Source organism: Enterocloster sp., from assembly GCF_057861365.1.
In genome coordinates, this window is the sequence record NZ_DBMACH010000012.1 from 63,708 (window position 1) to 86,723 (window position 23,016).

Annotated in this window: 23 protein-coding genes and 6 tRNA genes; 8 read left to right on the forward strand and 21 right to left on the reverse strand. The window is 44.9% G+C overall.

Going from position 1 to position 23,016, the window contains the following annotated elements:
* Positions 1-118: 118 nt before the first annotated feature.
* Positions 119-829: a GntR family transcriptional regulator gene (locus ACZM6M_RS12800; RefSeq protein WP_066543082.1), complete on the reverse strand. Its 711-nt coding sequence runs from the start codon at positions 827-829 to the stop codon at positions 119-121.
* A gap of 218 nt (positions 830-1,047) precedes the next feature.
* On the opposite strand from ACZM6M_RS12800, the gene ACZM6M_RS12805 reads away from it, so the two are divergent.
* From ACZM6M_RS12805 to ACZM6M_RS12820, 4 genes are all read left to right on the forward strand, one after another.
* On the forward strand, positions 1,048-1,812 hold the full coding sequence (locus tag ACZM6M_RS12805; protein WP_337434583.1) for a GntR family transcriptional regulator: 765 nt from the start codon (positions 1,048-1,050) through the stop codon (positions 1,810-1,812).
* Positions 1,813-1,832: 20 nt separating this feature from the next.
* Positions 1,833-2,612: an SDR family NAD(P)-dependent oxidoreductase gene (locus tag ACZM6M_RS12810; protein WP_317438433.1), complete on the forward strand. Its 780-nt coding sequence runs from the start codon at positions 1,833-1,835 to the stop codon at positions 2,610-2,612.
* A gap of 64 nt (positions 2,613-2,676) precedes the next feature.
* On the forward strand, positions 2,677-3,177 hold the full coding sequence (locus ACZM6M_RS12815; protein WP_337434584.1) for a NanQ anomerase/TabA/YiaL family protein: 501 nt from the start codon (positions 2,677-2,679) through the stop codon (positions 3,175-3,177).
* Between the two features lie 18 nt (positions 3,178-3,195).
* Positions 3,196-4,023: a M28 family peptidase gene (locus ACZM6M_RS12820; protein WP_337434585.1), complete on the forward strand. Its 828-nt coding sequence runs from the start codon at positions 3,196-3,198 to the stop codon at positions 4,021-4,023.
* Positions 4,024-4,095: 72 nt separating this feature from the next.
* On the opposite strand, the gene ACZM6M_RS12825 is transcribed toward ACZM6M_RS12820, so the two are convergent.
* Complete coding sequence (locus tag ACZM6M_RS12825; protein ID WP_066543090.1) at positions 4,096-5,007, reverse strand: ketopantoate reductase family protein; 912 nt, start codon at positions 5,005-5,007, stop codon at positions 4,096-4,098.
* A 55-nt stretch (positions 5,008-5,062) separates the two neighbouring features.
* A complete protein-coding gene (locus tag ACZM6M_RS12830; RefSeq protein WP_337434586.1) occupies positions 5,063-5,746 on the reverse strand; it encodes a cyclase family protein in 684 nt (227 codons plus the stop codon).
* A 287-nt stretch (positions 5,747-6,033) separates the two neighbouring features.
* Here ACZM6M_RS12830 and ACZM6M_RS12835 point away from each other — a divergent pair, with 287 nt between their 5' ends.
* Positions 6,034-6,681, forward strand: a complete 648-nt coding sequence (locus ACZM6M_RS12835) for a GntR family transcriptional regulator (protein ID WP_337434587.1) — start codon at positions 6,034-6,036, stop codon at positions 6,679-6,681.
* 6 nt (positions 6,682-6,687) lie between these two features.
* Here ACZM6M_RS12835 and ACZM6M_RS12840 read toward each other — a convergent pair whose 3' ends face one another.
* From ACZM6M_RS12840 to ACZM6M_RS12860, 5 genes are read right to left on the reverse strand one after another with little or no spacing between them, the layout of a single operon-like run.
* Entirely contained in the window at positions 6,688-7,404 is a 717-nt protein-coding gene (locus tag ACZM6M_RS12840; RefSeq protein WP_066543096.1) for a phosphatase, read from the reverse strand.
* Between the two features lie 14 nt (positions 7,405-7,418).
* The gene (locus tag ACZM6M_RS12845; RefSeq protein ID WP_066543098.1) at positions 7,419-8,447 is read right to left on the reverse strand and encodes an ABC transporter ATP-binding protein; all 1,029 of its coding nucleotides are present in this window, start codon (positions 8,445-8,447) and stop codon (positions 7,419-7,421) included.
* On the reverse strand, positions 8,383-10,128 hold the full coding sequence (locus ACZM6M_RS12850) for an ABC transporter permease (protein ID WP_489490462.1): 1,746 nt from the start codon (positions 10,126-10,128) through the stop codon (positions 8,383-8,385). Before ACZM6M_RS12850 ends, ACZM6M_RS12845 begins: the two co-directional genes overlap by 65 nt.
* A gap of 16 nt (positions 10,129-10,144) precedes the next feature.
* The gene (locus tag ACZM6M_RS12855) at positions 10,145-11,224 is read right to left on the reverse strand and encodes an ABC transporter substrate-binding protein (RefSeq protein ID WP_418762504.1); all 1,080 of its coding nucleotides are present in this window, start codon (positions 11,222-11,224) and stop codon (positions 10,145-10,147) included.
* Complete coding sequence (locus ACZM6M_RS12860) at positions 11,221-11,967, reverse strand: sugar phosphate isomerase/epimerase family protein (RefSeq protein WP_489490463.1); 747 nt, start codon at positions 11,965-11,967, stop codon at positions 11,221-11,223. The genes ACZM6M_RS12855 and ACZM6M_RS12860 overlap by 4 nt, the downstream gene beginning before the upstream one ends.
* Positions 11,968-12,183: 216 nt before the next feature.
* Here ACZM6M_RS12860 and ACZM6M_RS12865 point away from each other — a divergent pair, with 216 nt between their 5' ends.
* Entirely contained in the window at positions 12,184-13,020 is an 837-nt protein-coding gene (locus ACZM6M_RS12865) for a MurR/RpiR family transcriptional regulator (RefSeq protein ID WP_178276365.1), read from the forward strand.
* A gap of 153 nt (positions 13,021-13,173) precedes the next feature.
* Here the strand turns inward: ACZM6M_RS12865 and ACZM6M_RS12870 are convergent, their stop codons facing one another.
* From ACZM6M_RS12870 to thrS, 6 genes are all read right to left on the reverse strand, one after another.
* Positions 13,174-14,037 carry an NAD(P)-dependent oxidoreductase gene (locus ACZM6M_RS12870; protein ID WP_337434591.1) on the reverse strand — a complete coding sequence of 288 codons (864 nt, stop codon included), beginning with the start codon at positions 14,035-14,037 and terminating at the stop codon, positions 13,174-13,176.
* A gap of 2 nt (positions 14,038-14,039) precedes the next feature.
* Positions 14,040-14,630: a nucleoside/nucleotide kinase family protein gene (locus ACZM6M_RS12875; RefSeq protein WP_066543108.1), complete on the reverse strand. Its 591-nt coding sequence runs from the start codon at positions 14,628-14,630 to the stop codon at positions 14,040-14,042.
* 29 nt (positions 14,631-14,659) lie between these two features.
* On the reverse strand, positions 14,660-16,174 hold the full coding sequence (locus tag ACZM6M_RS12880) for an aminotransferase class I/II-fold pyridoxal phosphate-dependent enzyme (RefSeq protein ID WP_337434592.1): 1,515 nt from the start codon (positions 16,172-16,174) through the stop codon (positions 14,660-14,662).
* Complete coding sequence (locus ACZM6M_RS12885; protein WP_178276368.1) at positions 16,171-16,728, reverse strand: P-loop NTPase family protein; 558 nt, start codon at positions 16,726-16,728, stop codon at positions 16,171-16,173. The genes ACZM6M_RS12880 and ACZM6M_RS12885 overlap by 4 nt, the downstream gene beginning before the upstream one ends.
* 115 nt (positions 16,729-16,843) lie before the next feature.
* A complete protein-coding gene (locus ACZM6M_RS12890; RefSeq protein WP_178274839.1) occupies positions 16,844-17,260 on the reverse strand; it encodes an FCD domain-containing protein in 417 nt (138 codons plus the stop codon).
* Positions 17,261-17,459: 199 nt separating this feature from the next.
* Positions 17,460-19,214 carry a threonine--tRNA ligase gene (gene thrS / locus ACZM6M_RS12895; RefSeq protein ID WP_066543160.1) on the reverse strand — a complete coding sequence of 585 codons (1,755 nt, stop codon included), beginning with the start codon at positions 19,212-19,214 and terminating at the stop codon, positions 17,460-17,462.
* Between the two features lie 478 nt (positions 19,215-19,692).
* On the opposite strand from thrS, the gene ACZM6M_RS12900 reads away from it, so the two are divergent.
* Positions 19,693-20,115, forward strand: a complete 423-nt coding sequence (locus ACZM6M_RS12900) for a DUF3842 family protein (protein ID WP_066543162.1) — start codon at positions 19,693-19,695, stop codon at positions 20,113-20,115.
* Positions 20,102-20,335: a hypothetical protein gene (locus ACZM6M_RS12905; RefSeq protein ID WP_066543164.1), complete on the forward strand. Its 234-nt coding sequence runs from the start codon at positions 20,102-20,104 to the stop codon at positions 20,333-20,335. The genes ACZM6M_RS12900 and ACZM6M_RS12905 overlap by 14 nt, the downstream gene beginning before the upstream one ends.
* Here ACZM6M_RS12905 and ACZM6M_RS12910 read toward each other — a convergent pair.
* The 7 genes from ACZM6M_RS12910 to ACZM6M_RS12940 all read right to left on the reverse strand — a co-directional run bounded on the left by ACZM6M_RS12910 (position 20,332) and on the right by ACZM6M_RS12940 (position 22,902).
* Positions 20,332-22,179 (reverse strand): DUF5050 domain-containing protein, encoded by a 1,848-nt coding sequence (locus ACZM6M_RS12910; protein ID WP_417045569.1) that lies wholly within the window; start codon positions 22,177-22,179, stop codon positions 20,332-20,334. The genes ACZM6M_RS12905 and ACZM6M_RS12910 overlap by 4 nt on opposite strands.
* Before the next feature lie 101 nt (positions 22,180-22,280).
* Positions 22,281-22,353: transfer RNA gene (locus ACZM6M_RS12915), tRNA-Lys, on the reverse strand.
* A 15-nt stretch (positions 22,354-22,368) separates the two neighbouring features.
* Positions 22,369-22,441 (reverse strand) — tRNA-Phe (locus tag ACZM6M_RS12920).
* A 26-nt stretch (positions 22,442-22,467) separates the two neighbouring features.
* A tRNA-Met gene (locus ACZM6M_RS12925) sits at positions 22,468-22,541 on the reverse strand.
* 52 nt (positions 22,542-22,593) lie between these two features.
* A tRNA-Tyr gene (locus ACZM6M_RS12930) sits at positions 22,594-22,675 on the reverse strand.
* Positions 22,676-22,717: 42 nt separating this feature from the next.
* Positions 22,718-22,790, reverse strand: a tRNA-Val gene (locus tag ACZM6M_RS12935).
* 38 nt (positions 22,791-22,828) lie between these two features.
* Positions 22,829-22,902, reverse strand: a tRNA-Asp gene (locus tag ACZM6M_RS12940).
* Positions 22,903-23,016 lie beyond the last annotated feature (114 nt).

Here is a 23,016-nt window from a genome sequence, read left to right on the forward strand (position 1 = left end):
ACACATTGCATCTCTCTCAACAATGATATCCCCATTTCATCTCCCTTCATGATAAATTAGTATATTTTCTAACCGGCGTCAAAACGTCCTGACAGTTTTTTGCTGTCAGCCATTTTTGTCAGCCGGAAAAGAACTGTGGATAAAATCCCTGAATGGAATTCGTATTAAGAAGAATTCTGTCAAAATGGCTGGAACAGATCAAAGCTGCCGCTTCCGTATCCTTCCTTTTCAGATGGTCCAGAAGCATCCTTCCTTCTATCTGCATATGCTCCCAGCCAGAGGGACCATAATACCGCTCCGCCTGAAAACCATATGTACTGTAATACAGATAATTCGCTCTCAGCATGTCACAATCCATAATCCGGAACATTTCCCAAATGTGCTTCTTATCGCAGAGAACCGAAAGCGCATAGCTTAACTGCTGTTCCAGAATCAAAAGATCAGCGATCTCTTCCTTTTTTATACTTTGTTCATCCAGTACATCCTCAAGAAGCTTCAGCTGTTCTTCTGAGATATCGCTTCTGCATATCTCCTCAATCATGGACTGTTCGAGTACTCTGTGAGTATACACAGACTGTTTGATCCGTTCCGGATCAATCATAGAAACAGCCGTTCCCTTCTGGGGATAAACAACAACATAGCCTTCCTCTGTCAACTGGGCAAGAGCATCCCTCACTGCCGACCTCCCGGCATTCATCTGAGCAGATATGATGTTCTCACTGAGCATCTCTCCCGGCTCTGCCTTTAAGGTAAGGATCTGATATTTCAGAGCATTGTAAACCTCGTTCTGAGATCTGATCTTATCCAGAAGCTCTTCTGCCTTAATCATCCGACCCCGTCCTCCTTTGTCCTGTTTAATCATTTTGCATACAAGCCCCAGATTGCATACAAGTCTTACTTATGATTGCATATCAGTTTCAAAAAAACAGCCCGTCAAATCAGGCGCTCTTTTGTTGCCATGTATAAAATAAAACCAGAACTTTACTAAATCTAAAATTGCATACAAGTTGTCAACCAACTTATCATCAAAGAAAGAACGGTATCCCTATGACACTAGCTTTATTTCAAAATGACACCCTGCCTGTCCGCAGACCTTCTGAGGATGCACGGCAGTATGCCTACCGCATTATACGAAAATTTATCCTGGAGCTTCTTCTTCTTCCCGGTCAGAAAATGAATGAAGCGGATCTTGCCTCATCTCTGAATATGAGCCGGACTCCGATCCATGATTCATTTTTCAAATTATCCAGAGAAAATCTGGTGGACGTTATTCCCAAGCGAGGGGCATTTGTTTCTAAAATCGATCAAAAACGCATTGATGATGCTGTATGGGTCCACCAAAAGCTGGGTAGTGCCATGATCCATTCCATTTATATAAGAAGGGTTCCCAAATCTGAACTGGAGCTTTTATACTGTCCCATCCAGCAGATGGGCAGCCATATGCTTCTTGGAAATTCATCTAAGACAGTCCATCTTCTGTCAGAATACTATCATCAGCTTTATACACTGGCCGGAAATATGGATCTGATATGGGCTTCTCTCCAGAAAACTGACACAGATTTAAGCCGCCTGCTTTCCCTGGCTGTAAGCAATCCCAACGTACTGGATGGATTTATGCAGGAACTGACTAATCTGACAGATGCCCTTATTAACCGTAATTATGACCGTGCCGGTCTGATCTACGACCACCATTTCTCCAGAATCCGGATGCTTACAGCTCCTCTCAGGGCCCATAACCCTCAATACTTTACAGAGCCCATGCTGCCGGCAGCCACGGACACTTCCTCACAGGACACAGACGTATTCTCTTAAAAGAAAGGCGGTATTACATTATGACTGACTACAATGAAATATTTTCTCTCAAAGGAAAAACAGCACTGATCACCGGAGGAACCGGCGGTTTGGGAAGTGCGATTGCCAGAGCATTTCTTCAGCAGGGCGCTCAGGTCGCTGTCTGCGGTACCCGTCCGGAAAAAGCGGCTCCCATAGAAGAACTGGCTAAAAGCCTGGATCGTCCATTTTTATCCCTCTCCTGCGATCTGACTGATGCAGAAAGCACAAACCAGATGCTCAACTCCATAGAACACACCTTCGGCACTGTAGATATCCTTGTAAACAGTGCCGGAATCAACCGTCTGATCCCTGCTGAGGAATATGACGACCAGACCTTCCAGACGGTTATGGATATAAACATCGCCTCTCTCCACCGGATTACCCGTGAAGTAGGAAAACGGTTTATGATCCCTCAAAAACAGGGACGGATTCTGAATCTTTCCTCTGTAAAAAGCTTGATCGGAACAAAGCAGGACTACATTGCCTACTGTACAAGTAAAGGCGCTGTCAATATGTATACCCGCCAGCTGGCCTGTGAATGGGGAAAATACGGCATCACCTGCAACGCCATTGCTCCCACTTTTGTATACACTCCCATTAATGCATTCCAGCTGGATGATCCGGTATTTTACAAAACATTAACCGAACGTATTCCCCTTGGAAGAATCGGCAAAGAGCAGGATATTGCTTCTGCTGCCCTTTATCTGTGCAGCGACGCCGCCTCTTTTGTAACTGGACAGATTCTCTGCGTAGACGGAGGTCTGACTGCTATGCAGTAATTCTGCACACGACTTACTGCCTTTCAATATCCATCAAAAACATTTACCATTAGGAGGTATCATTATGATCTACGGAAACATCAACAGCAAACACTTTGAACAGGAACTGGCAATCCTTCCCAGACCACTGCAGAACGCAATCCGCATTTTAAAGGATAACGACCTGGCCAATCACGAACCAGGAAGATTTGATCTGGATTTTGAAGGTGTCCCTGTTATTTTACAGGTTCTGGATCTGACTACCGCTCCAAGAGAAACACTTCGTCCGGAAATTCACCGCAAAAATATAGACGTACAGTTCCTTGCCTCCGGCGGACCGGAAGAAGCCGGATTTTACTGGGATAACGGTACAAGCCAGATAGATGAAGATTTGCTGGATACCCCTCGTGATATCCTCTTCTATCACAATAACCCTGCTGTACCAGAAGGCCGTATCTCTTTAGATATAGGTACCTACGCTGTATACTTCCCATGGGATGTACACATTCCTGCAATCCAGACCGGAACAGCCAGCGCTCCTATCCGTAAAATCGTTATAAAGGTTCCTGTGGAAGCCTGCGTATAACAGCAAGGAGACTATTTCATGACCATCGACCGACACTTAAAACACCTGGCACAGAAAGATCCTGAAAACCGGCAAAAAGCCCTTCTTGATGTTCTCATCCAGGAGGGGCTGGAGTTTAGCCTTCAGGAACAGGAACCGTCCATTCAGAACCCTCGCGGAATACGTAACTACCTTTTAACTCCCTGGAGTCCTGAGCCCTCTCTCCTCTTCTGTGCTCACTACGATGCTGTACCCGGAACATTTGGAGCTAATGACAATGCTGCAGCAGTCTGTATCCTGATCCAGCTGGCACAGACTCTGAAAAAAGAGCATATTCCGGCCCGTTTTGCCTTTTTTGATGGCGAAGAAGCAGGTAATATGGGCAGCAAATTTTACGTTTCTTCCCTGGACCGTACTTCCCTGACAGGTGTCATCAATCTGGATGTATGCGGCTATGGAGATACCATTGCCATCTGTGGAAAGGGACATGAAAAAAAGCCGGTTATGCGCCCCTTCTGTCAGAAAAAGCTTCTTGAATCCTACAGAGGACAGCTTTTAAAATACCTCCCCAAAAGCGATGACAGCTCTTTCAGAGGACTTCATCTTCCCGTATTGAGTCTGGCCGCTGTTCCCCTGTGGGATATACAGTATTTAAAAGCTCTGGCCTCTTATGGAGAGGGCCTTTTAGGCCGTCCTCCGGAATTTGAGATGATCCTCGGACAAATGGAGGTAATCTCTACCATGCACGGCGGATATCGGGATACACCGGAACGGGTAAGCTCTGATACCATGAATCAGATATACCACTATCTTCTTGATGGCATGCACAGCCCTCCTGTTTCATCTAAAAGATTCATCTTCTTTTAATTCAGAATCCAGGGGGGCAGGCAGCTGCAAATGCAGCTGCCTGCCCCCCCTGACTGTATACACAGCCCCAAATTACTTTCTGCCTTCCATTGCATGAACCAGATTTACTACAAAGGTATGTCCCGGCACGTCCACTCCATATTTAGCAGCAGCCCGTACAACAGAACCACTGATGGTATCTACCTCAGTTCGTCTTCCATCTCTTAAATCTGCCCGGATAGACGTACATCCCTGGGGATTATTTAATGAAGTTTTTCTTACCTTTTCCCTTACAGCTTCTTCATCAAATTCAAGACCTGCTGCCGCAGCCGTAAGAATTGTTTCATGAATCAGCTGGCAGCAGAGCTTCCATGCAAATTCATCTGCCGCAATATACCCCATATCTACCTGAAGAACACCTGTCAGAGCACTCAAAGACACATTGGTAAACAGCTTATCCCAGATCAGATACTGAATATTTTCATGAATCCGAACCTCAAAGCCGCAGCTGTCAAAATTTTCTTTCAGACGGGTCAAAAATCCATCCCGATCCTCTGTCAGCATTCCCACATTGGTAACACCTGTTCCGCCTCTGCGCACATGACCCAGACCTAAAACAGCACCGTTATCCTCTGTCGTTCCAATAATCACCCGGTCTTCACTTACAAACTCTTTCAGCAGATCCTCGTGACCAGCTCCATTCTGAAGGGTCATCAGGCGGGTATCCGGACCGATAAGAGCCGAATTGTTTTCCAGAGCTGCTCTGGAAAATAATGCCTTTACAAAGAGGATCACCAGATCAACAGGCTTTTCTTCTGATGTATCACAAAGAGCCTTGGGCTGATAGGAGACAGAAGTTCCGTTTTCATCAACCAGAAGACCATTTTTATTAATCTGCTCTACTACCTGCTGATTGGTATCTACCAAAATAACTTCATTATGCTGCGAAAGATGGCCTCCATAAATAGATCCCATAGCTCCCGCACCAATTACGGCAATTCTCATAATATCTCCATTCTTATGTCTGTTTTCACAGACAGCACTGTATTTCTTCCTTTACTTATGAAAACTCAGCCAGTCCCTCAATTGCATATGCACGTACAGGGCTGGAATCCAGTCCCTTGATCGGAAGTGGAGAATAGCTCATGAAGAATACATCCTTCTTTAACTGCTCCAGATTCTTTAATACTTCCAAAAATACGATATTCTCAGCCATAAGGATATCGTGGAACGGCTTTACATCCTCGTTACAGTTTTCAATAGAAACGCCATCACCGAAGCCTACAGCCTTTACCTTATGATCCTTAAACCACTGTGCACTTTCTGCACCCACTAAGAGACGCTCATCCTTGTCAGTATTGGTATCCGGAGTAAATGGAGCCAGCTTATAAGAAGAATCGATGATCACGATATCTCCTTCTTTTACCTTACCTGCTTCACGATCTAAATCAGCTGCTGTAATATGGCCTCTCTTTGCCACAGTATCCTTAAAATCAACATATACTGCTCTGCCCAGGAATGTAGTCAACGGCAGATCAGCAGCAGACGGCCAGTTATCATCATGATGATAAGGACACTCGCAGTGCGTTCCCAGATGGCTCATCAGATCCATATGGGTATGGAAATCCGGAATCGGGCCTCCTGTATTAAAACGGAAAAGATGGCATCTTCTTGTCTCAGTAGCCGAGTCCAGAATCTTGGACAGATCAATCACTCTTAAATTTCCCATTTCATAAACACACATTTTATTTTCCTCCTTTAATTTAGATCACTGTTAAACAGTACCTCTGTTTCTACAGGCAGACTGGCATTTCCACTCTTCCACCCTTCTGTATACCAGTATACCGGTAAATAAATAGGATGTCGAGATTAGATATTATGTCAAAATATACAACATTTATACAGATGTTTTATGCATATTTTCTTATTCATCTTCCTGCTCCTGCGGTAACATGGGATCTCCTTGACATCAATCTGTCTTTGACTTAAGATTAGCCTATAAAATGATTTTGAGTCAGGTGAATTTTTATTATGAAAGAGAAAAGCTTCCTGCAGCAGCAGGCATATGATACTATAAAAAGCAGCATTTTATCAGGCGAAATGGAACCAAACCGCCTTTACTCCGAAACCAAGCTCTCTGCACAGATCGGCATATCCCGTACGCCTGTCAGAGAAGCGCTCCAGTGCCTGAGCCAGGATGGATATATTACAGTTATTCCCAGCAAAGGTTTTATGATCCGACAGCTCAACGATAAGGACATGAAGGACAGTATTGAGATTCGCTGTGCCATTGAAGGCTTCTGCACCAATATGGTCGCTTCACAAATTGATACAGAAAAGGGACGACAGCTGCTGCACAGTCTGGAACAGACTCTTTCTGATATGGAAGAGTCCCTGGAAAACGGAGTTCAGCTGGAACACTTTATTGATTCTGATCACCAGTTTCATCTTCTGCTGGTGGGATATATGGAAAACGATGAGTTCAATCAGATTTTCCAGCGCCTTCTCTATCTGATCCGGCTCACGTCTCAGGATGCCCTGGCTGTGGAAGGCCGTATTCAGGGAACGATGGAAGAACACCGAAATTATCTGCACGCTCTTCGGAACGGAGACGGTTCCAGAGCATACCAGCTTATGATGGAGCATCTGCTGATGCCGCTTAAGATGCATGAAAAATGAAGGGCTCTACCGCCCTTCATTTAATATATAGTAAATCCCGTCTTTACTGGAATTCAACACCAGTTCCTGAGGATATCCTGCCGCTTCCAGCATTTTAACCGCTTCTGTCAAATCCCCTACATCATAGTAAATGTGGGCATCGCTTCCCAATATAACAGGAAGACGGTATTCTTTGGCAATAGAAAGCCATTTCATTACGTTTTTATACGCATTTTGCCGTCCAGACCGCGGATTGAAAGAGGAATTATTGACTTCCAAAGCTACCTTATGTTCCAATGCTGCCGGAATCAGACGGTCATATTCCAGTGGATATCTGTCGTCATCAGGATGACCGATTATTTTAACATACGGATTCTTCATTGCTCCAATTAAAGCGTCCGTGTTCTCTTTTGGAGTTCCAGGCTTGATACAGGGTATGTGGAGACTGGCAATTACATAGTCCATCTTCCTGAGAACCGTCTCGTCCAGATCCAGATTTCCATTAAAATCCATAATATTAGCTTCTACACCGGTAAAAATCCGTACTCCCATTACTTCCTGACGAAAGCATTTAAAATTGCTAAAATAAATAGAAGGAGCCGAGCCAGGCATGGCGGGCGCATGATCGGACATTCCAAGAGCGAAAAGCCCTTTACCTGCCGCCTCCTCTACATTTTCCTTAAAGGTGCTGAAGGCGTGCCCGCTGGCCACAGTATGCGTGTGCATATCAAAATAAATATTCATTTCAAGTTCCTCGTCTATGCGCTTAATGTGAATGATATGTGATCTCCGGGATTATATTCCGCCTGACAGCCTGCATATATGGTGAGGACTTCATCCCGATGCTGAACAGAATAATGAATTTCTCTTCCGTTATACTGCTTATTGACAATGATTCCCTGAATTCCATTTCCTTCCGGCTGAATAGTCAGCTGTTCCGGGCGAATCGGATAAAGTCCCTTATTACGAAATTCCATCGGAATCATAGGATTTCGCAGCAAAATATTTTCATCCTTAACATGGAAGGAATCTCCACACCATGAACCTTTTAACAGATTACAGCGACTGACAAAAGTAGCGGCAAAAACTGTTTGCGGATCCCTGTAAATCTCCCTTGGCGTGCCGATTTGCTCCACCGCTCCATCCTTCATGATAATGATCCTGTCTGCCATAGCCAACGCCTCGCTCTGGTCATGGGTCACATACAGAATTGTAGCTCCCGTAAGCTTATGGATATTCTGAATTTCCCGACGCATATCAATTTTAAGTTCTGCATCTAAGGCGCTCAGTGGTTCATCCATCAGAAGGATTGAAGGTTTCCCCACAATGGCCCGTGCCAGGGCAACCCTTTGACGCTGACCTCCGGAAAGTTCCCCAGGGAGACGGTTTTCGTAGGGTTTCAGTCCAGTACAGCTGACAGCCTGTTCTATTGCGGCTTTCTTTTCCTCTGAACTCATGCCTGAATGACGCGGGCTTTTTAATGGAAATTCTATATGCTGACGTACCGTCATATGCGGCCACAGAGCAAACGATTGAAATACCATTCCCAAATCCCTTTTTTCTACAGGAACCATGTGTCCCTGTCCAGAATAGATTTGATCGTTAAGGCGTACAATACCGCTTGTAGGCTCTATAAAGCCTCCAACAATACGAAGAAGGGTAGTTTTTCCACAGCCAGATGGACCCAAAATAGCAACAAATTCCGAATCTCTGATATCCAGATTAATTTCCTTGAGGGCCTGGGTTTTGCTGAATGTTTTTGTAACCTGCTGTATATGTAGGCTCATAACCGTTTTCCTCCTGTTTAACAGATGTTAAATGATCGCGGTTAAGCAGACAGTATCCTGCTACCACCAAAATTGTAATCAGAACGGACATAGCTGCCGCAAGATTATAGTCGCCGCCCTGCTGATAGTTAAAAATAGTCAGACCGATCGTTTTAGTTCCTGCAGAAGCCAGCATGGATGACAAAGTCAGCTCTGTGAAAGCCGGAACAAAAATCATAAACGCACCGGACAGGATCGGACCGGCAACAAGCGGAATAAGAATCTTTATCCATTTGATCCAAAATCCTCTTCCTGAAGCAGCGCAGGCCTCCTCTATGGCAGGTTCTACAGAAAGAAGGGCGATGGTACTTCCCTTGATCTGCAGAACCAGATAGCGGGTAATATAAGCAACCACCAGAATATTAATGGTGCCATAAATTCCAGGATATACCCCCGGAATAGGTTCAACCCAGTGAAAAATCATAGACAAAGCAAGAACAATGCCGGGAATAGCATACGTCAGAGAAGCACATTTTTCCAGTAAAGCTGCCGCCCGGCTTTTTTTTCTGAGTTTCCCATAAGCGATAGCCGTACCTGCCACAATACATACAAGCGTAGTTACCACTGCCAAAGTCAGGCTGGTATGAATCGCGGACATCACTCCTCTGTTATGAAACACAAAGGCAAAATTTTTTAAAGTCAGATTTTCAGGAACAAAATCCAGTCCATAAGCTTTCAAAAAAGAAGATGCTGTCATGGCAGCCATGGGAATAATGTTCAAAATCAAAAGAAGCACCAGCGTTCCCCATTCTAAACATAAACGCAGTGGATTTTTTAAATGTATCCGCACCGAATAGTCTTCTTTAATGCTGTCCATGGATGCACCGCGTTTTACAAAAAATCCCTCCAGCATAGTACCTGCTGCGGCGATAACCGACAGGATCATGGACAGAGCCGCTGCCAGCGGAAACGCATTTGGACCAAATCCAATGGCATTTTCGTAAATATAGGTACTTAAAACCGGAATTCCAGAAGAAATTCCCAGAAAAGCAGGTACAGAAAAATTATCAATGGCAGATAAAAAAGCCAGTACGCTTCCTGCCGCAATTGCCGGAGCAGCGGATACCAGATTAATTTTCAGTATAGCCTGTCTCTGGGAATAACCGCAGGCTCTGGCTGCCCATTCCATATCTCTGGGAATTTTTCTCAGCATATGAACAACATTAACATACACAATAGGAATATTACAGAATCCCAGTACCAGAATGATTCCTCCCATGGTGTAAATATCCACACCCGGAAGTCCGATAGAAGTCAAAAATCCATTGAACGCCCCTCTGGAGCTGAAAAAGCTGCTCCAGGAAAGGGTAATGATGTACGATGGAATAATAAAAGGAAGCAAAACCAGGAATTCAATAACGCCCTTACGTTTTATATTACAATAGGCGGTGAGAAATGCCAGTCCGCTGCCACAGCCATCGGCCAGAGCGGTGGAACTCACAGCAATAATAATTGTATTAACAATAGCTTTTCTGGTACGCTCCTGAGATAAAAGTCCGGCAAAATTATCCAGTCCATATCCATTCTCCACGGTAACTCCCATGAGCAGGAGACGGATCAAAGGAAGAAGAAACACCAGGGCTGCCAGCAGATAGACGGCTATCCTGGCAATGGACGCCCCTGTTTTACGTATCGTTTCCATATAGATCTCCTGTTATTTACTGAAACATCTGGCTGAACTGTTCTTTATCTGCTTCACGGTTCTGATACAGTTCCTTCGTATCCCAGGTAAGAGGTGCGATCTCATCGATACGCTTAAATCCTTCAGGAACTTCAACTCCGCTCTTTATGGGAGTATAGCCAATCTCAGCGGTCAGAGCCTGACCCTCCTCGGAGAGTACAAAATCCACAAATGCTTTGGCCAGATCCTCACTATCCGTTCCCTTTACAATTCCAATCGGTTCGGTAACGGCAGGAGAGCCTTCAGCCGGGTATACGAATTCTACGGGAGCCCCGTCATTCTTTGAACGGATGGCCATATAGTCTGCTAAAAGTCCACAGGCCTGTTCTCCTGCAACCACTGCGTTCTGAACGGATCCATTTCCTTTTCCCACAACGACTCCATTATCCTTTAATGTCTGATAATAATCCCATCCCAGTCCTTCGGTTCTGGTAAGAACCCCCAGGTTGTAGGCAGCAGCTCCGGAATAGAGGGGGCTTGGCATGATCAGGTCATCCTTGTAAGCCTCATTTGTCAGATCTTTAAAGCCTGCAGGAATATTTTCGGTTAACTCAGTATTGTAGACAATTCCAGTAGTAATTACCTTTGTTCCCACATACATGTGATCCTTGTCAATATAAATTTCCGGAATACCCTCCAGTTCAGGAGACTCGTAAGCGCTCAGAAGATCCTGCTCCTTTAGTGTCTCAAAAGTAACATTGTCCGCCACCAAAAGAACATCTGCCAAAACATCCCCTGCCTCCTTCTCCGCCAACACCTTGCTGACTACTTCCTCAGTACCAGAACGGAACACATCCACCTGAATATCAGGCCATTTTTTATTGAATCCGTCAATCATGACCTGAATGTCTTCCTCCGGCTGTGAAGTATAAAGAGTAATAGAACCGGATAAGTCTTCTGATACTTTTTTTGAAGTTTCTTCTAAAACAGCTTCCGATGAGTTATCCGCAATCTGCTCCGAAGCTGACGCGGTAGTTTCCGAATAATTATTCTGGCATCCCACCAGTGAAGATACTGCCAGTCCTGCTGTTAATACTGCTGCAAATCTCTTTTTCATTCTAACTTACCTCCATTAAAGATGTGTTGTATAAACTGAATATTCTGTTTTGCTATAGAAAAGTCCCCACTGCTGTCCAAACCTTCTATAACCATAGGAAGGTTATAATGCGCCAGCTTAGGAAGAAGCTTTTTCATATCATAATCCCCCTCATTAAGAGGTGTATGAAATCTGAAACCTTTGCGATTACTGATATGAATTTTGGAAATCTGAGGACGATAATTCTGAAGAATACTTAAAATCTCTTCTTCACTGTCACAGTGAGCTACATCCAGGGTATAAACAAACTGGTCAAACATATCGCCGCATACCTCCTTCATTGCATCCATAGTGGTAACAAATTCTCTGGGTATTTTCTCCATAATCTCCAACGACACGTCTATCTTCCATTTCTGCGCATATTCCAGAATTTCCCTCAATGATTCCTTAAGATAAGCTCCGTAAGATACCCCTATTCCTGAAATAGTACAATGTCCTGGATGAACTGTGACTTCATCCAGTCCCAGCTGATAAGCAAGTTCAACCGATTTTTTCACCTCAGTAACGGACTGTTTCCTGATGCCATCATTCACAGATGAAATATTTAAATCCCAGCTCTGGCTGTGAATGCAGTTCTTTAAAGGATACAGAGCAGCCAGCTTTTCAAATTCATCGATGTCAAACTTCCGATAGAAAAATTGTTGACTCCACAATTCAATCCCATCTAAACCAGATTGAAAAACCATATCAAAAATTTCTTCCATAGAGCCGTTCCACAGGAGAGTGGAACTAAGATAAATGTTAGCCATTCCGATTACTTCCTGTCATTTGATGAGGCTATTATAACAGGTAAAATGTAAAGACTCCTACCATGAAAAGGTAAAAATTGAGTAAATAAATTTCGTTTTTATTTTATTGAAATTTATATTGCATTTTTGACAAAACTCTAATATATTAAACAAAAAGGAGGTTCATCGACTATGTTGGAAAAGATTTATGAAGAATATAAAGAAAGATTGTCCAAATCGGATCATAAGATTTTTGGATATCTGCTGGAGCATGAGCAAGAACTTCCGGCTATTACTGCAGAAGACCTCTCACGAAGGCTGAACATCAGTACAGCTACTATTTCCAGATTCTGGTCTAAAATTGGATTTCGAAATCTAAAAGACTTAAAGCACAATTTATATGAAAAACAGGAGTCTACCCCTTACAGCCGGATGAATGCAGCTCTAAGCCAGTGGAAAGAATGTGGAATTTCACCTGATTTACTTCTGGAGCGTTTGTCCTTTCAGCTTGAAAAGACATTTCAAGTAGTGAAACCGGAACAGGTGGATGAAGCTGTAAAGCTTTTAATCTCATCACGGCAGGTCTATATTTTTGCACCCGATGTATCAAAAGGTTTAGGAAACATTTTACAGTACCGTCTGCTGCGTCTGGGTATTCTCTTGATTCCTCTTCCAGGAGGCTCTCAGCTTTATGATGCTATGGTAAATTTGAAACAGGGCGATCTGGTTTTACTGTTTGGATACTCACGCCTTCTGACAGAAGTACAGATTCTTTTATCCTATAGCGAAAAAGCCGGATACCAAACCATTCTGTTTACAGATTTACTGGCCGAAGAACATTTATCTAACGCCAATTTAACATTGTACAGCTTCCGTGGGGAACCAAATGACTATCACTCAGTAGCAACCCCCTTACTATTGATCGATTTGTTGATTATGAAAGCCAGCCAATCCCTTGGGGGCGGATTGGAAAAAGCGAAGAAACTTCAGAATTTGAGAGAACAATACGCAGGATTAATTCGACGATAAAATACGAAGAACATAACATCAATAATTCTCTTAAAACACAAAAATATCTCCAGCCGCATAACTACGACTGGAGATGAACAAAATTTTACTTTTTATCCGCCTACTTGGCAACAGGCGATTTAAAACAATAACAGTTTCATCTAATCTCATAACTCACCACTTATAATACTTAATCAACGCCTGAGTTCCAAGATCTCCCATACCCTCTGATTCCAGCTTTTTCGCCATTCCCAGCACATCCTCCAAAACTCCCAGACGGGTATCTACAGCTAATGCCTCTTCATCTGCAATTCCCATATCTTTGATAAAATGTTTCAGGAAAAAGCCGGGGGCATAGTCATCTTTTGCTGCCTTAGAAGCCACATTATTCATCTGGGCACTGCCTGCTGCACCGGTAGAAATAGATTTCAGCATGGTATCTACATCCAGCCCCGTATTCTTTGCATAAACCATAGCCTCACAGGCGCCTGCCAGAGCGCCTGCAATGGCAATCTGGTTGCACATCTTGGTATGCTGTCCGTTTCCTGCCTTTCCCTCGTAATTAATATTCTTTCCCATAGCCTCAAAAACAGGCACACAGGCGTCAAAATCCTCTTTCTTACCACCAGCCAGGATCGTCAATGTACCTGCTTTGGCACCGGTATCTCCTCCTGTTACAGGGGCATCTACTGCATGAAGCCCTGCTTTTTCTGCCTCTTCCCAGATACGCACAGCCAGTCTGGGGCTCGTGGTTGTCATATCAATCACATAGGTTCCCGGATCAGCATTTGCAATGATTCCATTGTCACCAAAATAAACCTCTTCCACATCCTTTGGATAGCCCACAATGGTAATCACTACGTCACGTCCCTTTGCACACTCAGCTGCTGTATCACACCATACTGCACCCTCTGCAATCACATCCTCAGCCTTAGCCTTTGTACGGGTATAAATGGCAACCTCATATCCTGCCTTTCTCAGATTCCGCACCATGGATTTTCCCATAATTCCCACACCGATAAAACCAATTTTTTTCATTTTTATTTATCTCCTTTCGCTTCTATATCTTTTAAAATAAGCTGAATACAGGTATTGAAATCATTGTTTTCATACCCTCTGTCAATCCCGCACGCTGCCAGGCGTTCTTTTGAAAAGTCCTTCTCATCTGCCAGAAATCTCCGGCACATCTCCGCATATTTAGGCGTATTCTGCGTTTTTTCCCGATCCAGTGCCCTCTGAAGGCGCGTCCCATCATCCACATAGATATAAAGAGGAATCATAACTTCATTTCCGTAATAATTTACCATCTTTTCATAAGAATCCAGTGTTCCTATCATAAGATAATTTCCCTGTTTCAGATCGATCTGGCCATCGTCAGCGGTAAAGTAACTCCATGGTCCAAACACTGTATCATAGGTTCTGCACTCAATCACCTTGCCCTGACTCTCCAGCTTCTTTAAACGTGCTTCATCTGTAAAATAATACTCCACACCCTCCTGTTCCCCGTCCCTGATGGGCCGGGTGGTGTACATACGCACTGTGCCGTATTCAGGAAACCGGCGCACCAGCTCCTTGTAAATCGTGTCTTTACCGGCAGCACTTTTTCCCATGACATAAAAAATATATCCCATTTTCCTGTTCTTCCTGTTAAATATTCTGTCTAAATGGCCTGTTCTGATACAAGTATTGTCTCCAGCGTCTGATCCGACAGCCCCTGTACCGGAAGCCCCTTCCTGATATAATCCAGAATCACCTCCAGAAGCTGCTCCGTTATACATTCCCCCGGAGCAATCAGAGGGATACCCGGCGGATAGATATAGACAAATTCCCCGGATATTTTCCCTGCGCTTTCCCTGAGAGGTATTCTCGCAGTTTTTCCATCAATGGCCTCCCGGATGGAGCACCGGGTCTTTGCCTCTATGGCATAGACGCAGTCAGAGCCGGCCCCTTCCCGGCCCTGTAATTCCATTTTCCCGGAAGGGAAGCCTTCCTTATCAATAGCAAGAAGGGCAGCTCTCAGCCGTTCAAGTCCTGCTTTACTGTCTCCAACAGTCGTTATAGCTGTCACATAATCTGCCCCGCACATTTCCATTTCCAGATGGTACTGTTTCCGCAGAAGCTCCGACAGCCCCTCCCCGTCAAAGGACGCATACCGGGTAGATATCACAACTTTAGAAGGGTCCAGATCAAAAATTCCATACCGGCCTTTTAATTCCCTTCCCACCAGACGCAGGTTCTTCATAGCAGACAGGCTTTCTCTCATCTCCAAAAGGCTGTCTGCAAACTTCCTCATACCATCCTTCCTGCGCAGCTGCTCCATCTGAAATATACCATTTTCAATAGATGCCATTAACACATAAGACGGACTGCTGCTCTGAACTATATGCAGGTACCGTTCCACAGCTTCCATATCCATATAGGCGCTTCCATCCGGTCCATTGCATTTCATATGAAGCACAGCCGTCTGGGTCAGGCTGGGAAGGGTCTTATGTACGCTCTGTATCACTACATCTGCCCCAAGCTCCAGAGCAGACTGCGGAAATATTTCACTGTATCTGAAATGAGCCCCGTGAGCTTCATCCACAATCAGAGGAAGTCCGGCCCGATGGACTATTTTTGCAATTTCACCCACATCTGACACAATTCCATCATAAGTAGGCGACACGATGAGAACCGCCCGTATATCAGGCTGCTCCTTCAGGGACTTTTCCACATCCTCCGGCAAAATTCCTCCCTGTATCCCCCATTCCTTTGTGGACTGTGGATAAACGTATGAAACCTGTAAATGGTGAAGGTAAATCCCATTATATACTGCCTTATGGCAATTACGCCCGATCAGAATCCGTTCTCCCCAATGCACACAGCCGCATACAGCCGCCAAAAGCCCCGATGTACTTCCATTTACCAGATACCGGGTACGGTCTGCTCCATACAGCCCGGCAGCCCACTCCATAGATTCCTTTAAAATTCCCTCCGGATGGTGAAGATTGTCAAAGCCGTCAATTTCTGTAATATCTACCTCAAAGGGGTTTGGAAATTCCATTCCCTGATAAAAGGCCCTTCCATCCGCTTCCTCTCCCCATTTCAGTCTCTTATGGCCCGGCATGTGAAAGGGATATATCCCTGTTTTTCCATAGTGCTTTAAACGGTTAATCAGAAGGTCTTCTTCTCTCATATGGTCCTTCCTCCCGTACTGAGCCGATCCTTTCTCCGTTCCACCACCTGAATCATCACACTACGGAGCTGACGCCGGTTTTTTACCACCAGAGTCTTTTCCTGATAGCGTTCCGCGATACTGCGGTACTGGCGCTTCTTCTTTCTGCTGCGCCCCTTGTGAAGAATCCACCATACGAATTCCCAGTCCATTTTTTCAACGCAGCCGTCTCCCATATCTTCTCTGGTTTTTCCTTTATAAACATGGGAGCGTATCAGCGCCTGCCACAGACAGATCCATCTGGGATAATTCATAAAAATAATCAGATCCGCTTCCCTTAACCGGCGCTCCTGACTGAACCCCGTATAATTTCCGTCAATGATCCAGCCTCTATTTTCGTTTTCATCCAGAAAATCTTCTGCCATCCTCCTGGCTGTCTCCCGGTCCCGTTCCTTCCATCCCGGTTCAAACTGAATCCGGTCCAGATGCAGAACCGGACACCGGAATAATTTTCCCAGCTTTTTGGCTAATGTGGATTTTCCCGCGCCGCTATAGCCGATTACCGCAATCTTCACACCTTTCACCTGCTTTCTTCTGATTAGTTCTTTTGGTATTATCATACCACCTTTACCGGGGGTTTGTCTTGTGGAAATTAAAAATACCCCAAGCATCTGCTGCTTGAGGTATTTTTCAGCGGAAAAAGCGAAGCATCCCAAAATCTTCTGTTATATTCTTCTCCTTCATAACTCTCAGATAATCCAGCCTTGCTGTTTCTATATGCTCAGCCAGCGCCTGCTGAGCCAGTCTGCTGTCTCCTGACTTAAGACCCTCTAAAATCATTTGATGGTCCCTGTATGCCTTATCCTGATATTTTCGTTCCAGATAGGAAATCATCCTTACCCGACGGCACTGAAGGAGCAGGCTTTCATGAAAACGTATCAGCTTTACAATAAAATCCGGTCTTATCTCTCTGATTCCCCGCAATGCTGCCACCCCGTTCGTAAAGGTCTGAGCAATAGTAAATCCGTATTTTCCCCAGTCTGCCAGTGTTTCCAGATCCTGAAGCACCAGCAGGTCATCATCCACCAAAACCACCTTAAATGCCACGTTTCCTCCTCCATACAGCCAAATCTTTGCCGCCCAGTTACTGAGACTGATAACTCTTATATACACATATTTTACCATGTGGGGAATTTTGTGTCATCTATGAGATTTTATCAGGTATTCTTCCCCTCCTGTAAAAAACAGGCGCACCCGGTAAACGAATGCGCCTGTTTTATCATTTTATAATCTTCAGAAAATACAATTATCTCTCTCTGCTTTCTACCATTTTCTTCACATCTGCGATAAACTCATCCAGCTGTGCGCTTCCCAGATCACCCTTGTCACGGCTTCTCACTGTAATTGCGCCCTCAGCGGCCTCCTTCTCGCCCAGTACCAGCATGAAGGGTACCTTTTCAAGCTGTGCCTGACGGATCTTGTAACCCACCTTCTCATCCTTGTGATCCAGCTCTGTACGGATACCGGCTGCTCTCAGCTTCTCATATACACCTGTTGCATACTCCATAGATTTTTCAGATACAGGAATTACCTTTACCTGAACCGGAGCCAGCCATACAGGGAACTTACCTGCAAAATGCTCGATCAGAATACCGATGAAGCGTTCAATGGAACCAAAGCATACACGGTGAATCATAATCGGACGCTTCTTTGTGCCGTCCTCAGCCACATATTCAGCCTCAAAACGCTGGGGCAGCTGGAAATCCAGCTGAATGGTTCCGCACTGCCATGTACGTCCGATGGAATCTCTCAGATGGAAGTCAATCTTAGGACCATAGAATGCACCGTCGCCTTCATTAACAATATAGTCCAGCCCCATTTCCTCCAGAGCGTTTCTCAGGCCGTTGGTAGCCAGCTCCCAATCCTCGTCAGATCCCATGGAATCCTCAGGTCTGGTAGACAGCTCTACGAAATATTCAAAGCCAAAAAGGGTATAAACCTCATTGATCAGTCTTGTAACGTTCTTGATCTCCTCAGTAATCTGCTCCTGAGTCATAAAGATATGGGCGTCGTCCTGGGTAAAGCAGCGCACACGCATCAGACCATGAAGCTGTCCGCTCTTCTCATGACGGTGAACCAGACCCAGTTCTCCTACTCTCAGAGGAAGATCTCTGTAGGAACGCGGCTGAGACTTGTACACCAGCATACCGCCGGGGCAGTTCATTGGCTTAATTGCGTAGTCTTCCTCATCGATCACAGTGGTATACATATTGTCCTTATAGTGATCCCAGTGACCGGAGGTCTCCCACAGCTTGCGGCTTAAGATCACAGGAGTGGAAACCTCCTGATAATTCTCTCTTAAATGGATCTCTCTCCAGTAGTCGATCAGGGTATTCTTTAAGGTCATGCCCTTTGGAAGGAAGAATGGGAAACCAGGGCCTTCCTCTGTAAACATAAACAGACCCAGCTCCTTGCCCAGCTTTCTGTGGTCGCGCTTCTTTGCCTCCTCCAGCATGGTCAGGTAGTTTTCCAGATCCTCCTTATTTGCAAATGCAGTTCCATAAATTCTGGTCAGCATCTTATTCTTCTCGCTGCCTCTCCAGTAAGCGCCTGCAATGCTTGTGAGCTTAAATGCCTTTACGCCCTTTGTATACATGATATGGGGGCCTGCGCACAGATCTGTAAAATCTCCCTGCTGATAAAAGCTGATGGTCTCCTCTTCAGGCAGATCCTCAATCAGTTCTACCTTGTAAGGCTCGCCCTTTTCCTGCATTAACTTGATTGCCTCATCTCTTGGAAGCACAAATGGCTTTAATGGAATATTTTCCTTGATGATCTTCTTCATCTCAGCCTCTAACTTCTCCAGATCCTCTGGGGTAAATCCGCCCTCTCTGTCAAAGTCATAGTAAAAGCCATCATCAATAGCCGGTCCGATGGCTAATTTTGTCTCCGGATACAGTCTCTTTACAGCCTGTGCCAGCACATGGGAAGCGGTATGACGGATCGCCCTTAACTCATCCTCTGCCTCCTGTACATTTCCATCTGGTAAAATGATTTTCATGGTAAAACTCCTTTCTTAATCGTCAGGCCCATTTTCCGGGCCCTATTATGATCTTTGAAAATGGTCCCGTTCGTTCCGGCCTGCGGCCAAATAAAAAACCCCTGGACACATTTCCATGTCCAAGGGTGCATATACACGGTTCCACCTTGATTTTCACTCATTGATCCCTTAACGCGGGGTACGGCATCATTTCCTCTGTTTTCACTCCAGCGCCAAACATCTGACTGTAAAAACAGTATCCCTGACACAGCTCAGGACTGGTTTTCCCCTGCATTCTCCACACAGCCTTTCCACCACCCGGCTGCTCTCTGTCTGTTCCCTGCAAAGTACTTGTTCCTTCAAAGCTTTCTGCATTTCTGCTCATTTCTGATTATAGCATCTAAAGGTTATTTGTCAAGACCTGCTTTTCCTTGAGTTTCCCATTCATCTCTGGTAATATTCTATAGTAAATCACAGCAGAAAGAAGGTATTTTCACAAATGAAACTTGTCATCATAGATGGTCAGGGCGGTAAAATGGGCCGAACCGTCATTGAACAGCTGAAAAAAAATCTCCCTGACCTTGAAATTTACGCCATCGGCACCAACAGTATTGCAACTTCCGCCATGCTAAAGGCAGGAGCCGACTACGGCGCTACCGGAGAAAATCCCGTAATCGTAGGCGCCCGTACAGCCGATATTATCATCGGCCCTATAGGAATTGTAATTGCAGATGCCCTGATGGGCGAAATAACTCCGTCTATGGCTACTGCCATCGGACAAAGCCCCGCTTATAAAATTCTCATACCAGTCAACCGCTGTAATCACTATATCCCCGGCTGTGGAGATCACAACCTTGGAGAATACATCAAAATGGTATGCGAAGAAACAGAAAAGGAGGTCAAAAAACGTGAGAACCGTTGAATTTAAAATGGAACGCCCCGGTCTGGTAAGTCCCGGCGATAAAGTAAAAATCATTGAACGCGAGGGAACCAGCAGCTACAGCTATATTATTGATCCTGCCGTCGCCATGTCCGGCTGTTTTGCAGCCCGGGACCGCATTAAATCCGAATACGGTATTGTAAAGGATGTCCGCGAAAATGCCCGGGGCTTCTATGTGGTAGTAGATTTTGATGAAGATTAGCCTAAAGGCACAATCTTCACCTCATCTGACTTTGTTTCTGAAGGATTCGTCTGTATACTCTTTCCCGGAGCCTCTGTTCCTAAAATTGTTTCCTGCTTGGGAGTCTGAACCGAAGTGCCGGGAGTATCTGCCGGCTGGTTCGGATTCTTCACAGGTGCAGCTGTTGTTTCTGCGGGAGATATTTGATTTGAACCGGACACCTGCTGTGGATTCACCGGAACCGTCTCAACAGCTGCCTTTGTTGTCTCTTCCTCAGCAGGAGCTGCAGTCTGCTCAGGCAGTTTTGAAACCGTTTCCACCAAAATCTTTTCAGATGCCAAAAATTCCACCGGACGGCTCCAAAGCACCTTGGTAATCCCTGCTTTCGGACTCCAGCTGCAGTCATGCCACAGACAAATCAGCTTGCCATCCTGAGCCATCACAAGCTCCAGCATATCATTACCGCTTACCTTTATTCCCGTACGCACATTCGCATCGTTGATCCTGTAAATGGTTCCGCTCTGACTCACATTTACAATCGTACCATAGGCATTCTTCCATATCTCTGGATAATATTCTCCGTACATCTGCCCTTCGTTTTCAAAATAATAAAGATTTGTTATGGTTCCCGGAAACATTCCGCTGACCGGTGTTTTTCCTTCTCCATTAAGATCTGCTCTGAAAATCCGGCTGTACCATTCTCCATTTGCTCCTTTATCCACATAAGCACAGTAAAAAATAAAATTATCCACAATACAGAAGCTTTGTACACCATATTCTCCCGTAATGGCTGCTCTGGAAGCTCCATCCGATTCCATCGACACCATCATACCGGTTCCCTCTCCCTTTAAACGGAAAGTAACACCATTAACAGATACATCTCTGCGCTTTACATAGCGAATTGCCCCGTTCTCCTCCAGACGGTAGCTTCTGTCACCCATTTCCATCACAGTTCCATTTTCAAGTGTCACAATATTTCCCAGACTGTCTGTCAAATAACAGCTTCCGTCCCGGATCTGAACCTTATAGCTTTCTTCACCAACTGCGGTTTCTGTTCCTGATGTGGCCGAATGGATCTTTCCCCCCTGGGCATAGTAAATCGTTCCGTCTACAATCAGATACCCATCTACATCCTCTGCAATAATCTCCTTTACAGCCTGTCCCGGTATCATCCGTACCAGCCGCCCGCAAAGCGCCTTTTCAGATTCTGTCAGCTTGCCTTTTTCACTTTCCTTAACCAAAGGAAGATAATACACATAATCTCCGTCCGCTCTCAGAGAATATTTTGTAGTTCTCTCAGGAGCATTCTCATCCCCCAGGGGCTTAACCTTATTTTCAACCGTTTTACGATACAGAATCGTTTTAAAAATCCCCGTGTCCTCATCATCCAGAAAACACCAGAAAGCATTTGTTCTTGCAAGACTGTCCAGATTTTCTCCCTTATCATCAGGAACATAATCCAAATCAGTTTCTATGTTCTTTAGATAGCCCTTCACATCATGACAGGTATAAATCTGTCCTTCCTTCTGCCACTTTCCCTGATTCATGATTCCATCTTCATTAAAATGATATAAAAAACCTTCAATCTCCAGCCACTGATCTGTTGCCCAGGTTTCATCATCCAGTTTATATGTCCATCCCCTCTCGGTCTCATTCCATCCCTGTGTTTCTTCCTCATGCTCAATTTCAATGGTCTGTGCTGTTTCTGTACTGCTGTCCTCTTTCTGCTCAATCAAACTGTAATCCTTATGAATTGTACCAATTACCTGAACAACCACATAAATTGCCGCAATCAAAAAGAATGCTGCCAGCAGCACTAAAAGAATCGTCTTGCCACTGGAATCTGACTTTCTTCTTCTGCCCATATCTTAATCCTTTCTCTGAAATTCACTTTTCAGCATAAACAAAATTCAGCATAAACAAAAAAAGCCGTTTTTCTTTGCAAATACAATGAAAAACGACCTACTGAGCGTGCCGGGATTCGAACCCGGGACAACTTGATTAAAAGTCAAGTGCTCTACCGACTGAGCTACACGCCCTTATTAAATTTAAAATGCCCAAAGTCGGAATCGAACCAACGACACGAGGATTTTCAGTCCTCTGCTCTACCAACTGAGCTATCTGGGCTTTTTCTTATGCCTGAGCATAAAAAATTGCGGGGGCAGGATTTGAACCTACGACCTTCGGGTTATGAGCCCGACGAGCTTCCAGACTGCTCCACCCCGCGCTAACATATTTAGTATAAATGCCTGATGACAATTTGTCAACCTGCATTTTAATGGGCGAAGGTGGATTCGAACCACCGAAGGCAGTGCCAGCAGATTTACAGTCTGTCCCCTTTGGCCACTCGGGAATTCGCCCATATTGATATTATATACATTTTTTGATAAATAATACATTCAATGGGGCCTACAGGGCTCGAACCTGTGACCCTCTGCTTGTAAGGCAGATGCTCTCCCAGCTGAGCTAAGACCCCAACTGTAAAATTATCAGCAAATGTATTAAGAAGAAAAACGACCCGGAACGGGTTCGAACCGTCGACCTCCGCCGTGACAGGGCGGCGCTCTAACCAGCTGAGCCACCGGGCCATTTTAAAGGCATATACATACCTTCAAAACCACATACTGAACAACCAAGCCACAACCGTTTTCCCTAAACCTTCTGGTCAAGCCCTCGACCGATTAGTATCAGTCAGCTCCATG

Coding starts and splice junctions, on each gene's coding strand:
- ACZM6M_RS12860 (WP_489490463.1), bottom strand. CDS start 11,967: ATGGAAGAAATTTTTGATATGGTTTTTCAATCTGGTTTAGATGGGATT.
- ACZM6M_RS12840 (WP_066543096.1), bottom strand. CDS start 7,404: ATGAATATTTATTTTGATATGCACACGCATACTGTGGCCAGCGGGCAC.
- ACZM6M_RS12825 (WP_066543090.1), bottom strand. CDS start 5,007: ATGAGAATTGCCGTAATTGGTGCGGGAGCTATGGGATCTATTTATGGA.
- ACZM6M_RS12870 (WP_337434591.1), bottom strand. CDS start 14,037: ATGAAAAAAATTGGTTTTATCGGTGTGGGAATTATGGGAAAATCCATG.
- ACZM6M_RS12800 (WP_066543082.1), bottom strand. CDS start 829: ATGATTAAGGCAGAAGAGCTTCTGGATAAGATCAGATCTCAGAACGAG.
- ACZM6M_RS12900 (WP_066543162.1), top strand. CDS start 19,693: ATGAAACTTGTCATCATAGATGGTCAGGGCGGTAAAATGGGCCGAACC.
- ACZM6M_RS12875 (WP_066543108.1), bottom strand. CDS start 14,630: ATGGGATATATTTTTTATGTCATGGGAAAAAGTGCTGCCGGTAAAGAC.
- thrS (WP_066543160.1), bottom strand. CDS start 19,214: ATGAAAATCATTTTACCAGATGGAAATGTACAGGAGGCAGAGGATGAG.
- ACZM6M_RS12845 (WP_066543098.1), bottom strand. CDS start 8,447: ATGAGCCTACATATACAGCAGGTTACAAAAACATTCAGCAAAACCCAG.
- ACZM6M_RS12880 (WP_337434592.1), bottom strand. CDS start 16,174: ATGAGAGAAGAAGACCTTCTGATTAACCGTTTAAAGCACTATGGAAAA.
- ACZM6M_RS12815 (WP_337434584.1), top strand. CDS start 2,677: ATGATCTACGGAAACATCAACAGCAAACACTTTGAACAGGAACTGGCA.
- ACZM6M_RS12910 (WP_417045569.1), bottom strand. CDS start 22,179: ATGGGCAGAAGAAGAAAGTCAGATTCCAGTGGCAAGACGATTCTTTTA.
- ACZM6M_RS12855 (WP_418762504.1), bottom strand. CDS start 11,224: ATGAAAAAGAGATTTGCAGCAGTATTAACAGCAGGACTGGCAGTATCT.
- ACZM6M_RS12865 (WP_178276365.1), top strand. CDS start 12,184: ATGTTGGAAAAGATTTATGAAGAATATAAAGAAAGATTGTCCAAATCG.
- ACZM6M_RS12830 (WP_337434586.1), bottom strand. CDS start 5,746: ATGTGTGTTTATGAAATGGGAAATTTAAGAGTGATTGATCTGTCCAAG.
- ACZM6M_RS12835 (WP_337434587.1), top strand. CDS start 6,034: ATGAAAGAGAAAAGCTTCCTGCAGCAGCAGGCATATGATACTATAAAA.
- ACZM6M_RS12805 (WP_337434583.1), top strand. CDS start 1,048: ATGACACTAGCTTTATTTCAAAATGACACCCTGCCTGTCCGCAGACCT.
- ACZM6M_RS12820 (WP_337434585.1), top strand. CDS start 3,196: ATGACCATCGACCGACACTTAAAACACCTGGCACAGAAAGATCCTGAA.
- ACZM6M_RS12810 (WP_317438433.1), top strand. CDS start 1,833: ATGACTGACTACAATGAAATATTTTCTCTCAAAGGAAAAACAGCACTG.
- ACZM6M_RS12850 (WP_489490462.1), bottom strand. CDS start 10,128: ATGGAAACGATACGTAAAACAGGGGCGTCCATTGCCAGGATAGCCGTC.